This is a genomic window from Streptomyces justiciae, from assembly GCF_015163075.1.
GTDB lineage: Bacteria > Actinomycetota > Actinomycetes > Streptomycetales > Streptomycetaceae > Streptomyces > Streptomyces justiciae.
Genome location: NZ_JADDXU010000007.1, coordinates 401729 through 414967, shown reverse-complemented (window position 1 = coordinate 414967; position 13239 = coordinate 401729). Strand labels below are relative to the sequence as shown.

The following is a 13239-nucleotide window of genomic DNA, read 5'->3' as shown; positions in this document are numbered from 1 at the left end:
TGTCCGTTCATTCCTGAGGAACATGCCCCGACCCGTCTCCTGAGAGGAGCGCCGCCGTGCCGTCCACCGACGCGAGCGCCAAAGCCACCACCGCCCCTGCCCCGACCGCCGATACCGGTGCGGGCGCCGGCGCCGACCTCGGTCCAGTTGAGGCCCCGGGCACGGACTGTGAGGACACGCTCGACCTGCGTCTGCCCGACGAATTCCTCGCGCTGATCGCCGACGAGGCCGCCGACGCCGGTGCGGAGCCGAGCGGCGCCGAGAGCAGGGCGCAGTTGGGCGCGGGAGGCCCGGACCGCGACGACCTCCTCGACGGAGTGGCCGACTGGGGTCCCGTAACCACACCCGTGGGTGTTTTCCACCTCGTTCCCGTACATGCCGAGCGGGACCTACCGCTCCTCGGCCGCTGGATGAACGACCCCACCGTTGCGGAGTTCTGGGAGCTGGCCGGGCCCCAGAACCGGACCGAGGATCACGTGCGATCCCAGCTCTCCGGCGACGGGCGGAGCGTGCCCTGTCTCGGCATGCTGGACGGCACGCCGATGAGCTACTGGGAGATCTACCGGGCCGACCTCGATCCCGTGGCCCGCCACTATCCCGCCCGACCTCATGACACCGGAATCCACCTCCTCATTGGAGCCGCCACCGACCGTGGGCGAGGGCTCGGCAGCGCGCTCCTCAGAGCCGTCGCCGACCTCGCACTGAACAAACGACCCGCCTGCGCACGCGTCATCGCGGAACCCGACCTTCGCAACACCCCCTCCGTCTCCGCCTTCCTGAGCGCCGGTTTCCGCTTCTCCGCCGAGATCGATCTGCCCGAGAAGCGAGCGGCCCTGATGGTCCGCGACCGGTCACTGCGCGAGGTGCTGTGACCCGATGCCGGTCGATGTCACCTCGCGTCACATCGTCATCACTTTTGGTACACCGCTCGGGCCGATCCGGTTCCCACTCGCGAGACAGCTTTTTCCAGCCGAGCGGATCCCGCCGAAACCAGGCATGCGCATACACAGTCGGCCGGTGTTGACCGCAACCGACCGATTCCGACCCCAGTCGCCCCCGAGCGACCCCAACCGATCGTGCCCCTGCCCTCACCGAGGCCCGATCCAGCCCCTCGTCTCACCCTTGACCACTCGTTTGTCAGTGCCGGGCCGTAGGGTTGTCGCGCTATGACGAAGCCCTCACTCCCCGAACTCCTGCATGCTGCCGTCACTGCCGTCGGCGGCACGGAGCGCCCCGGTCAGGTGACCATGGCCGAAGCCGTCGCGGAGGCGATCGACGACGGCTCCCATCTGCTGGTCCAGGCCGGCACCGGCACCGGAAAGTCGCTGGGCTATCTCGTGCCCGCGCTCGCGCACGGGGAGAGAGTCGTCGTCGCGACCGCCACCCTGGCCCTCCAGCGCCAGCTTGTGGAGCGTGACCTGCCGCGTACGGTGGACTCCCTGCACCCGCTGCTGCGCCGCCGCCCGGAGTTCGCGATGCTCAAGGGCAGATCGAACTATCTGTGCCTGCACCGGCTGCACGAGGGTGTGCCGCAGGACGAGGAGGAGGGCCTCTTCGACCAGTTCGAGGCGGCCGCCCCCACCAGCAAGCTGGGCCAGGACCTGTTGCGGCTGCGTGACTGGTCGGACGAGACGGAGACCGGCGACCGGGACGACCTCACCCCCGGCGTCTCCGACCGGGCCTGGGCCCAGGTGTCGGTGTCGTCTCGCGAGTGCCTGGGCGCCACGAAGTGTGCCTACGGCGCCGAGTGCTTCGCGGAGAACGCCCGTGAGCGTGCCAAGCTCGCCGAGGTCGTCGTCACCAACCACGCGCTGCTCGCGATCGACGCGATCGAGGGCGCCCCGGTCCTCCCGCAGCACGAGGTGCTGATCGTCGACGAGGCACACGAGCTGGTGTCGAGGGTCACCGGCGTCGCCACCGGCGAGCTCACGCCCGGCCAGGTCAACCGCGCGGTGCGCCGCGCGGCGAAGCTCGTCAACGAAAAGGCCGCCGACCAGCTCCAGACCGCCGCCGAGGGCTTCGAGCGGCTGATGGAGCTCGCCCTTCCCGGCCGCCTGGAGGAGATCCCGGAGGACCTCGCCTACGCGCTCATGGCCCTGCGCGACGCGGCCAGGACCGTCATCTCCGCGATCGGCGCCACCCGGGACAAGTCCGTCCAGGACGAGGACGCCGTCCGCAAGCAGGCGCTGGCCTCCGTGGAGACCGTGCACGACGTGGCGGAGCGGATCACGAACGGCTCCGAGTGGGACGTCGTCTGGTACGAGCGCCATGACCGCTTCGGCGCGTCCCTGCGTGTCGCCCCCATGTCGGTGTCGGGGCTGCTCAGGGAGAAACTCTTCGCGGACCGCTCGGTCGTTCTGACCTCGGCGACCCTGAAGCTGGGCGGTGACTTCAACGGAGTGGGCGCCTCCCTGGGACTGGCCCCCGAGGGCACTGAGGGTGAGGACCTCCCGCAGTGGAAGGGCGTCGACGTCGGTTCGCCCTTCGACTATCCGAAGCAGGGCATCCTGTACGTGGCCAAGCACCTCTCGCGCCCCGCGCGGGACGGCGACCGCGCGGACATGCTCGACGAACTGACCGAGCTGATCCAGGCGGCCGGCGGCCGCACTCTGGGCCTGTTCTCCTCGATGCGGGCCGCGCAGCTCGCCGCCGAGGAACTGCGCTCCCGGATCCCCGAGTTCCCGATCCTCCTCCAGGGCGAGGAGACGCTCGGCGAGCTGATCAAGAACTTCGCGGCCGACCCTCAGACCTGCCTCTTCGGCACGCTGTCGCTCTGGCAGGGCGTGGACGTCCCCGGCCCCAGCTGCCAGCTGGTCGTCATGGACAAGATTCCGTTCCCGCGGCCCGACGACCCGCTGATGAGCGCCCGCCAGAAGGCCGTTGAGGACGCGGGAGGCAACGGCTTCATGGCGGTCGCCGCCACGCACGCGGCGCTGCTCATGGCCCAGGGCGCCGGCCGCCTCGTACGAGCATCGGGGGACCGCGGTGTGGTGGCCGTACTGGATCAGCGACTCGCGACCGCGCGGTACGGGAGCTATCTGAAGGCGTCACTGCCCGACTTCTGGTACACGACGGACCGTAACCAGGTCCGGAAGTCGCTGGCCGCGATCGATGCGGTGGCGAAGCAGGCGGAGTGAGTGGGCGTGGGTTTGCCCGACCGGCACCGGTCGGGCAAACCCACGCCTCAGGCGTCCGAAGACGCCGCACAGCACTGGGCCCCGGAACCGGCGCAGGGGTCCCGGGGCCCGGTCAGGGGGCGGACCTCGAAAGGGCCTGCCCGCCGCAGCCGTCACACGCGGCGCAGCACCGCCACCACCTTGCCGAGGATGGTCGCGTCGTCGCCGGGGATCGGCTCGTACGCCGCGTTGTGCGGGAGGAGCCAGACGTGGCCGTCCTCGCGCTTGAAGCGCTTGACGGTGGCTTCGCCGTCGAGCATGGCGGCCACGATGTCGCCGTTCTCGGCGACCGGCTGGCGGCGGACCGTGACCCAGTCGCCGTCGCAGATCGCGGCCTCGATCATGGAGTCGCCGACGACCTTGAGGACGAACAGCTCACCGTCGCCGACGAGCTGTCGGGGGAGCGGGAAGACGTCCTCGACGGACTCCTCCGCGAGGATCGGGCCACCGGCGGCGATACGGCCGACGAGCGGGACGTACGACGCGGCGGGCTTGCCGGCGGTGTCCGTGGGCTGCACGGAGGCGGCCTGGTCGGAGCCGCGCACCTCGTACGCGCGCGGGCGGTGCGGGTCGCGGCGCAGGAAGCCCTTGCGCTCCAGTGCCATGAGCTGGTGTGCGACCGAGGACGTGCTGGAGAGGCCGACCGCCTGTCCGATCTCCCGCATGGACGGCGGGTAGCCACGCCGCTGCACGGAGTCCCTGATGACCTCGATCACCCGGCGCTGTCGGTCGGTGAGTCCCGAGCTGTCGGCGCGGATGCCTGGAGGTCGGCCCGGCAGGGAGCGCTTGTGTCCCTCGGGATTCACGGCTTCGTTCATCGCATGCACCGGCTCGAGTCGGCCCTGGGAGCGGTCCTGGGCAGTGATGGTGGCACTGTCTGCGGTGGTGGTCACGTCGGCCCCTCTCGATGGTCTCCCTGCTGGACAACGGTAGTTGCTTTCGAAAGGTTGCGCCAAACACACGTTCGAGTGAAAAAGTCTGGTTCACCTGACGTGATCATGTGCCTGGGTGTATAGCCAACGCGACGCCTGGCGGACAAAAGGGCCCTTTGTTGTACTGTTCACCGCCGGGTGGCGACCTCGTGGGTTGTCGACCCAGTCTGCCATCCGGCGTCCCGTCAACCGGGATGCGGCCCTCATCTGCGCGGGAGTCCCACGCCCTCTCCGTGTGGCGCCCACGGTATCTCCGCATGCGCCGCAGCGGTACGCCTGTGCACGGCCATGTCCCGCGTGGCGCCTCGGTCATGCGGCACATGCCAATACGAGAGCAACACGCGCGTACGGCGTGTTTGCGGTGACGATCCCTACATCTAGTGCTTGGATTGCTACAGCAGCCCAGAAGTTGTGGTCCCCCGGGTCTTCGCAGCCCCTGAGATCGCCTATGCTTGGGGCTGCTTCGAGGGGCCCATGGGGTCCAGCGAGGCTATTGAGTCTGCTGTGAGGAGGGTTGGGAGTTCATGCACTGCCCCTTCTGCAGGCACCCCGACAGCCGCGTCGTCGACAGTCGTACGACCGACGACGGCACGTCGATCCGCAGGCGCCGCCAGTGTCCGGACTGCTCCCGTCGTTTCACGACCGTGGAGACGTGTTCGCTCATGGTGGTCAAGCGGTCCGGAGTCACCGAGCCTTTCAGTCGTACCAAGGTCATCAACGGCGTGCGCAAGGCATGCCAGGGACGACCTGTCACCGAGGACGCTCTCGCCCAACTCGGCCAGCGGGTCGAGGAGGCGGTGCGGGCCACCGGGAGCGCCGAGCTGACCACCCATGACGTGGGGCTGGCCATACTCGGCCCGTTGCAGGAGCTCGATCTGGTCGCCTATCTGCGATTCGCCTCCGTCTACCGGGCGTTCGACTCGCTCGAGGACTTCGAGGCCGCGATCGTGGAGCTGAGGGAGGCGACGGGGCGTCCCGATGCGGACGCGGACGTGGGGAGCCAAGAAGACGACCGCGGGGCGGGAGAGGCCGTATCGGTCCCCGAGCCCGCGGGTGCCGCCGACTGATCACTGGGTCGGCCCGGACGGAGACACCGGGGCGGCCGGACGGCGGCGATCGAAGACCTGTTGCGGGCGGTAGCGAGTGGGTGCCCGCAATACAAGACAGAACACCGTGCCACGGGAACATCGGGGCACTTCAGGGCGTTTTCGCCCGTACAGGGAGGCGGCATGACAGAGACGGCGAGCGGTCCGGCACGAGGTTCCCGAGCCAAGGGCGCCAAGGCCACCAAGGGACTGCGTATCGAGCGCATCCACACCACCCCCGGCGTGCATCCGTACGACGAGGTCCAGTGGGAGCGTCGTGACGTCGTCATGACCAACTGGCGCGACGGCTCGGTCAACTTCGAGCAGCGTGGCGTCGAGTTCCCCGACTTCTGGTCGGTGAACGCGGTCAACATCGTCACCAGCAAGTACTTCCGCGGTGCCGTCGGCACCCCGCAGCGCGAGACCGGCCTCAAGCAGCTGATCGACCGCATCGTGAAGACGTACCGGAAGGCCGGCGAGGACTACAAGTACTTCGCCTCGCCCGCCGACGCCGAGATCTTCGAGCACGAGCTGGCGTACGCCCTCCTGCACCAGATCTTCAGCTTCAACAGCCCCGTCTGGTTCAACGTCGGTACGCCCCAGCCGCAGCAGGTCTCGGCCTGCTTCATCCTGGCCGTCGACGACTCCATGGAGTCGATTCTCGACTGGTACAAGGAAGAGGGCATGATCTTCAAGGGCGGCTCCGGCGCCGGCCTGAACCTCTCCCGCATCCGCTCCTCCAAGGAGCTGCTGTCCTCCGGCGGCAACGCCTCGGGTCCCGTCTCCTTCATGCGCGGCGCCGACGCGTCGGCCGGCACCATCAAGTCCGGTGGCGCCACCCGCCGCGCGGCCAAGATGGTCATCCTCGACGTCGACCACCCTGACATCGAGGACTTCATCGAGACCAAGGTGAAGGAAGAGGAGAAGATCCGCGCCCTGCGCGACGCGGGCTTCGACATGGACCTGGGCGGTGACGACATCACGTCCGTCCAGTACCAGAACGCCAACAACTCGGTCCGTGTGAACGACGAGTTCATGAAGGCCGTCGAGCAGGGCGGCAAGTTCGGCCTCCGCGCGCGGATGACCGGTGAAGTCATCGAAGAGGTCGACGCCAAGGCCCTGTTCCGCAAGATGGCCGAGGCCGCCTGGGCGTGTGCCGACCCGGGCATCCAGTACGACGACACCATCAACCACTGGCACACGTGCCCGGAGTCCGGCCGTATCAACGGTTCGAACCCGTGCAGCGAGTACATGCACCTGGACAACACGTCCTGCAACCTCGCCTCGCTGAACCTGATGAAGTTCCTCAAGGACGACGGCAAGGGCCACCAGTCCTTCGACGTCGAGCGCTTCTCCAAGGTCGTCGAGCTCGTCATCACCGCGATGGACATCTCCATCTGCTTCGCGGACTTCCCGACGCAGAAGATCGGTGAGAACACGCGCGCGTTCCGCCAGCTCGGCATCGGCTACGCCAACCTCGGCGCCCTGCTGATGGCGACCGGCCACGCCTACGACTCGGACGGCGGCCGTGCCCTCGCCGGCGCCATCACCTCCCTGATGACCGGCACGTCGTACAAGCGTTCCGCCGAACTCGCCGCGGTCGTCGGCCCGTACGACGGCTACGCCCGCAACGCGCAGCCGCACCTGCGGGTCATGAAGCAGCACGCGGACGAGAACACCAAGGCCGTCCGCATGGACGACCTGGACACGCCGATCTGGGCCGCCGCCACGGAGGCCTGGCAGGACGTGCTGCGTCTCGGTGAGAAGAACGGTTTCCGTAACTCCCAGGCGTCCGTCATCGCCCCGACCGGCACCATCGGTCTCGCGATGTCCTGCGACACCACCGGCCTCGAGCCCGACCTCGCCCTGGTCAAGTTCAAGAAGCTGGTCGGCGGCGGCTCGATGCAGATCGTCAACGGCACCGTCCCGCAGGCCCTGCGCCGCCTGGGCTACCAGGAGGAGCAGATCGAGGCGATCGTCGCCCACATCGCCGAGAACGGCAACGTGGTCGACGCCCCGGGCCTCAGGCACGAGCACTACGAGGTCTTCGACTGCGCCATGGGCGAGCGCTCCATCTCCGCGATGGGCCACGTCCGCATGATGGCCGCGATCCAGCCCTGGATCTCCGGTGCCCTGTCCAAGACGGTCAACATGCCGGAGTCGGCGACCGTCGAGGAGGTCGAGGAGATCTACTTCGAGGCGTGGAAGATGGGCGTCAAGGCGCTCGCCATCTACCGCGACAACTGCAAGGTCGGCCAGCCCCTCTCCGCCAAGACCAAGGAGAAGGAGAAGGCCGAGGTCACCGCCAAGGCCGAGGCGACCATCCGCGAGACGGTCGAGAAGGTCGTCGAGTACCGCCCGGTCCGCAAGCGCCTCCCCAAGGGCCGTCCCGGCATCACGACGTCCTTCACGGTCGGCGGCGCCGAGGGCTACATGACCGCCAACTCCTACCCGGACGACGGTCTCGGTGAGGTCTTCCTGAAGATGTCGAAGCAGGGCTCCACCCTCGCGGGCATGATGGACGCCTTCTCGATCGCGGTCTCCGTCGGCCTGCAGTACGGCGTGCCGCTGGAGACGTACGTCTCGAAGTTCACGAACATGCGCTTCGAGCCGGCCGGTATGACGGACGACCCGGACGTGCGGATGGCGCAGTCGATCGTCGACTACATCTTCCGCCGCCTGGCGCTGGACTTCCTGCCCTTCGAGACGCGCTCCGCGCTCGGCATCCACTCCGCCGAGGAGCGTCAGCGTCACCTCGAGACCGGCTCCTACGAGCCGACCGAGGAAGAGGTCGACGTCGAGGGCCTGGCCCAGTCGGCGCCGCGCGCCCAGGAGCTGAAGGCCGTCGTCACGCCCAAGGCCGAGGTCGAGGCGGCCAAGCCCGCCCCGAAGCAGGCCCACACCAGCGCCGAGCTGGTGGAGATGCAGCTGGGCATCCAGGCCGACGCCCCGCTCTGCTTCTCCTGCGGTACGAAGATGCAGCGCGCCGGTTCCTGCTACATCTGCGAGGGCTGCGGCTCGACCAGCGGTTGCAGCTGATCGCGCACGCGTGAGTGATCTGTGAGGGCGGTGGGGCCGGTTCCGGCTCCACCGCCTCTTGCATGTCCGCGTGCCGCGGAGTCAGGGCTCCTGGGCCTTTTCTCAAGGAGTTGAGATCGTTGGGGCGACCCATGATCACTGGGTCAGGGTTGGTGTGCCTTCCCCATGGCCGAGCTGAACCCGGCCGGATCGTCCTCGAAGCCATGGATGCCAGGACGGAACTCCCAGGTCCCGGAGCCGTCCCGGACGAACTCCGCGACGGTTGCCGCCGTGGCCCCGAGTACTGTGCCGAAGTCGTCCTCGGTCAGCACCGTGTAGCCCTCACGGATGCGCAGCGCCGGGTTGGTCACGCCGACGAACGTACGCTCCCCGGAACGCTGCTGGATGACGACGCCGACCACCACGCGCGCGTACCGGCTGTCGAGCCGGTCGAGTTCCAGCGTCATGACCTCGTCCCAGCCGAAGCCCTTGCCGTCCTTGCTGTCCCGGTTGAGGTACATGGTGCCGTCGGGGGAGCGGCTGTCGAAGTGCACCACGTAACCAGGGTCGCCGTACGGGTCGCTCGCGGGGTAGGGCGCGGCCACGATGTCGAGGTCGGTGGCTGCGTGGCCCGCGGGACTCGGGTCCCACTTCAGTGCGACTTCGACCTTGCGGATCCCCTTGTTGAGGCCGTTCACCAGGCTTCCCCTTCCCCGTGTGTCGCGGCCCGAACTGCCATGTGGTCAGGGCCGGTTGTCCATCCTGCCACGCACTCGGCACCCCGCGCGGGAGAGATCTCTGCCGGAGCGTGACCGACGCCACGCTGCGTGGCCTTACGATGGCGCGGTGCTGGTCAAGTGGATTCGCTGCACCGTGGTGGACCGCCGCGGCTTCGAGCGGGGGCAGCGAAAGTGGGCGGGGCTACTGGGTGAGCCGGGGTTTCGGGGACAGGGCGGAGGCTGGAGCCGGGGGCGGACCGGAGTGGCGCACATCTTCTCCTTCTGGGAGAGCCGTTCGTTCTACGACTCCTTCATGGCCCGATCCCACGACCGGCTGGCGTCTGCGCAGTCAGGCACGTTCAAGGACGCGCAGGTCAAGCTCTTCGACTACCGCTTCGACGTGAAGACCGGCTTCGAGCCGCGCTTCACCGACGCCGACCTGGTGCGCGTCGCCCATTGCCGGGTCCACGAGGAACGCGCCGAGCACTTTACGCTGATGCAGGAGAAGGTCTGGAACCCGGCGATGGCCGGCTCGCCCGGCATGATCCGCGGCCTGTTCGGCGAGGCGCCGGGCCATGAGTTCCTCGTCCTGTCGATGTGGCAGTCGGCCGCCGAGCACGGCAAGTACCGCACCGAACGTGTCGAGCGGCTGGCTCTGCGGGCCCAGATCGAGGCCGACGTGGCCTCTCTCACCGGAGACATCGTGGAGCTCGAACCGACCTGGACGGTTTGAGATCCGGACCCGCTGCGCGTGAGCCGTTCTGAGGCCTGTGGTGCAGGAAATGTGTGACCTACGCCGTATGGAGGCCGTACGGGTGCTCGATCCGGGCTGACCCGATCTAGGGTTTTGGCATGGCACGACCACGGCGCATCGTCCTTGTCCGGCACGGCGAGTCAACGGGCAATGTTGATGACACCGTGTACGAACGCGAGCCCGACCACGCGTTGGCACTGACCGAGCGAGGATGGCAGCAGGCGGAGGAGACGGGTAAACGGCTGCGCGAGATATTCGGCCGCGAACGCGTCAGCGTCTACGTGTCGCCGTACCGCCGTACCCACGAGACCTTCCGCGCCTTCCATCTCGACCCCGAGCAGGTACGCGTGCGTGAGGAGCCGCGGCTGCGCGAGCAGGACTGGGGGAACTGGCAGGACCGTGACGACGTACGGCTGCAGAAGGCCTATCGGGACGCGTACGGCCACTTCTTCTACCGCTTCGCCCAGGGGGAGTCCGGGGCCGACGTGTACGACCGGGTCGGCGGCTTCCTGGAGAGCCTCTTCCGCAGCTTCGAGGCCCCCGACCATCCACCGAACGTCCTGCTGGTGACCCATGGCCTGGCCATGCGCCTGTTCTGCATGCGCTGGTTCCACTGGAGCGTCGCGGAATTCGAGTCGCTGTCGAATCCCGGGAACGCCGAGATGCGGATGCTCGTTCTCGGTGACGACGGCCGGTACGCCCTTGACCGGCCCTTTGACCGCTGGCGAGATCCGGAACCGTACGGGATCACCGGATAGAGTGGCAGAGCGATGACCGCTGATTCCTCTCCCGACGGGCGCCTGGACCGCGCCCTGTCCAGCCTGCGCGGACTCGCGGTGGGGGACGCGCTCGGCTCACAGTTCTTCGTGCCGGTGAACTACCCACTGCTCAAGCGCCGCGAGCTGCCGTCCGAGCCCTGGCAGTGGACGGACGACACCGAAATGGCCTGCTCCGTGGTGGCCGTCCTGGCCGCCCACCACCGCATCGACCAGGACGCGCTGGCGCAGTCCTTCGCCCATCACCACGACTTCGACCGCGGCTACGGCCCGGCGGTCAACCGTCTGCTGCGACTGGTCCGCGAAGGCGGCGACTGGCGTGAGCTCGCCGCCGCACTCTTCAACGGACAAGGGTCCTGGGGCAACGGCGCCGCGATGCGGATCGCCCCGTTGGGCGCCTGGTACGCGGACGACCCGGAGCAGGCGACGCATCAGGCGGAGATCTCCGCCTATCCCACGCATCAGCACCGCGAGGCCGTGGTCGGGGCCATGGCGGTCGCCGCGGCGGCCTCGCTGGTCGCGGCCCCCAGCGGTCCGCCCAGTGCCGAGGAACTCCTCGACGGGGTCGTCGCGCTCGTCCCGAAGTCCGCCGTGGGAGCGGGCCTGCGCCGCGCCAGGGACATGCTCGACTACGGCGATGCGAGCACCGTCGCGGCCGTGCTGGGCTGCGGACGGCGTACGACCGCCCATGACACGGTGCCTTTCGCGATCTGGTCGGCCGCCCGGTCTCTCGGTGACTACGAGGAGGCGTTCTGGTCGACCGCCCAGGTGGGCGGCGACGTGGACACGACCTGCGCCATCGTGGGCGGCATCATCGCCTCGGGGAAGGCGGGAGCGCCGCCTGCCGAGTGGGTGGGGCGGACCGAGGCGCTGCCGGAATGGATGGCGCTGGCCTCCTGAGTCGGCACCCCTCGCCGTAGCGGTGTCGATCTCCGTCCGCGGGGGCGGGTTCGGTCGATCACCGGATGCGCGAAAACTCTCCGTGCAGGGTGGGAACTCTGCGTAACCGGCCGTGCGTTGTCGTGGTATCCGCTGCGTGATCCATCGGGACATGCGGCCAGGCGACGGTACGACGGTCGTAGGGGGTGGCATGTACGGGGTGTGGGTCCTGGTGGGCTGGTTGACCCTCGCTGTGTGGATGACCGGACCGGCGTTCTCGTCCTCCGTCGTGGCGACGTCCGGGTCCGGCCATCCACGGCTCTGTGCGAGCCCCCTCCGGTCAGCCGAGGCCGGGGCCCGCCGTGCCCGCGAGCGCTTCCAGGTCGCTCTTGCGGACCCGGATGACGAGCCATGCGGTGGCCAGGGCGAGTACGGCCATCGCGGCCGCCGCGACGAATCCCGTAGAGATGCCCTGCGCGAGCACCTCGTGGCCCCACGGCGCGGGCAGTTGATGCGTCTTGGCGAACTCCGCCTTCTGCTCCGCCGTCCCGTCGGCCATGAACTGGGGCAGTTGCTTCTCCGCCTCGTCCTTGCTGGCCGAGCCGAACACCGTGGTCAGGATGGACAGGCCGAGCGACCCGCCCACCTGCTGCGTCGCGTTGAGCAGCCCGGACGCCGCGCCCGCCTCGTGCTGGGCGACGCCGGAGACCGCGGTGATGGTCAGCGTGACGAAGTTCAGGCCCATGCCGAAGCCGAACACCAGCATCGGGCCGAGCACGCCTCCGGCGTACGTGCTGTCGGAGCTGATGAGGGTCTGCCAGAACAGGCCGATCACCGCGAGGGTCGAGCCCACGAGCATGAACGGCTTGGGGCCGAGCACCGGCAGGAACCGCTGCGACAGACCCGCGCCGAGAGCGATCACGACCGTCACCGGAAGGAAGGCGAGGCCCGCCTCGATCGGGGTGTAGTCCAGCACGTTCTGTACGAAGAGGACGATGTAGAAGAACATGCCGAACATCGCCGCGGCCAGGCTCAGCATGATCACGTACGTGCCCGAGCGGTTGCGGTCGGCGAACATCCGCAGCGGGGTGATCGGTTCCTTCGCGCGCGTCTCGATGAACGCGAAGGACAGCAGCAGGACGACCGCGGCAGCGAAGGAGCCGATCGTCAGACCGTCCCGCCAGCCCTCGTCCGCCGCGCGGATGAAGCCGTAGACCAGGGACGCCATGCCGGCCGTCGAGGTCAGTGCGCCGGCGATGTCGAAGCGGCCGGTGTGCCGTTCGGACTCGCTGATGTACAACGGCGTGAGGACGGCGATCAGGACACCGATCGGCACGTTGACGAAGAGCACCCACCGCCAGTCGAGCCATTCGGTGAGCATGCCGCCCGCGAGCAGGCCGATCGCGCCGCCGCCCGCCGAGACGGCGGCGAAGACTCCGAAGGCCCGGTTCCGCTCTGGGCCTTCGGGGAACGTGGTGGTGATAAGAGCGAGCGAGGTGGGCGATGCGATCGCGCCCCCCACACCCTGCAGGACGCGCGCCGCCAGCAACTGCCAGGGTTCCTGGGCGAGTCCGCCGAGGAGCGAGGCGAAGGTGAACAGCAGGATGCCGGCGGTGAACACCCGCCGCCGGCCGAGGATGTCACCTGCGCGGCCGCCCAGAAGCAGCAGTCCGCCGAAGGTGAGTGTGTAGGCGCTGACGACCCAGGTGAGGTCGGTGGTGCTGAACTTCAGAGCGTCTTGAATGTGCGGGAGTGCGATGTTCACAATCGTCGCGTCGAGTACCACCATGAGTTGGCAGGCGGCGATGACGGCGAGTGCGATGCCGGGGCGTCCTTCCCGGCGCGCCGCACCTGGCTTCTGATCCTTGATCAACTGAGAGGTTGTCACTATGGGTCCCCC

Annotated in this window: 10 protein-coding genes; 7 read left to right on the top strand and 3 right to left on the bottom strand. The window is 68.5% G+C overall.

Going from position 1 to position 13239, the window contains the following annotated elements:
* Positions 1 to 56 precede the first annotated feature (56 nt).
* Together IQ210_RS22010 and IQ210_RS22005 are read left to right on the top strand one after the other, a co-directional pair.
* Positions 57 to 872 (top strand): GNAT family N-acetyltransferase, encoded by an 816-nt coding sequence (locus IQ210_RS22010; RefSeq protein WP_194080773.1) that lies wholly within the window; start codon positions 57 to 59, stop codon positions 870 to 872.
* A gap of 294 nt (positions 873 to 1166) precedes the next feature.
* Positions 1167 to 3137, top strand: coding sequence for an ATP-dependent DNA helicase (locus tag IQ210_RS22005; RefSeq protein ID WP_194080772.1), 1971 nt, complete (start codon positions 1167 to 1169; stop codon positions 3135 to 3137).
* 152 nt (positions 3138 to 3289) lie between these two features.
* On the opposite strand, the gene lexA is transcribed toward IQ210_RS22005, so the two are convergent.
* Positions 3290 to 4069 (bottom strand): transcriptional repressor LexA, encoded by a 780-nt coding sequence (lexA, locus tag IQ210_RS22000; RefSeq protein ID WP_059198553.1) that lies wholly within the window; start codon positions 4067 to 4069, stop codon positions 3290 to 3292.
* 563 nt (positions 4070 to 4632) lie between these two features.
* On the opposite strand from lexA, the gene nrdR reads away from it, so the two are divergent.
* On the top strand, positions 4633 to 5175 hold the full coding sequence (gene nrdR / locus IQ210_RS21995; RefSeq protein ID WP_194080771.1) for a transcriptional regulator NrdR: 543 nt from the start codon (positions 4633 to 4635) through the stop codon (positions 5173 to 5175).
* A 162-nt stretch (positions 5176 to 5337) separates the two neighbouring features.
* A complete protein-coding gene (locus IQ210_RS21990) occupies positions 5338 to 8232 on the top strand; it encodes a vitamin B12-dependent ribonucleotide reductase (protein ID WP_194080770.1) in 2895 nt (964 codons plus the stop codon).
* Positions 8233 to 8375: 143 nt separating this feature from the next.
* On the opposite strand, the gene IQ210_RS21985 is transcribed toward IQ210_RS21990, so the two are convergent.
* Positions 8376 to 8909, bottom strand: a complete 534-nt coding sequence (locus IQ210_RS21985; protein WP_194080769.1) for a TerD family protein — start codon at positions 8907 to 8909, stop codon at positions 8376 to 8378.
* 148 nt (positions 8910 to 9057) lie between these two features.
* Between IQ210_RS21985 and IQ210_RS21980 the strand changes: the two genes are divergently transcribed.
* From IQ210_RS21980 to IQ210_RS21970, 3 genes are all read left to right on the top strand, one after another.
* Positions 9058 to 9663 carry a YdbC family protein gene (locus IQ210_RS21980; RefSeq protein WP_194080768.1) on the top strand — a complete coding sequence of 202 codons (606 nt, stop codon included), beginning with the start codon at positions 9058 to 9060 and terminating at the stop codon, positions 9661 to 9663.
* 119 nt (positions 9664 to 9782) lie between these two features.
* Positions 9783 to 10442, top strand: a complete 660-nt coding sequence (locus tag IQ210_RS21975) for a histidine phosphatase family protein (RefSeq protein ID WP_126274730.1) — start codon at positions 9783 to 9785, stop codon at positions 10440 to 10442.
* Between the two features lie 12 nt (positions 10443 to 10454).
* Positions 10455 to 11360 carry an ADP-ribosylglycohydrolase family protein gene (locus IQ210_RS21970; RefSeq protein WP_194080767.1) on the top strand — a complete coding sequence of 302 codons (906 nt, stop codon included), beginning with the start codon at positions 10455 to 10457 and terminating at the stop codon, positions 11358 to 11360.
* Between the two features lie 319 nt (positions 11361 to 11679).
* Here IQ210_RS21970 and IQ210_RS21965 read toward each other — a convergent pair whose 3' ends face one another.
* Complete coding sequence (locus tag IQ210_RS21965) at positions 11680 to 13227, bottom strand: MFS transporter (RefSeq protein ID WP_194080766.1); 1548 nt, start codon at positions 13225 to 13227, stop codon at positions 11680 to 11682.
* Between the last annotated feature and the right edge of the window lie 12 nt (positions 13228 to 13239).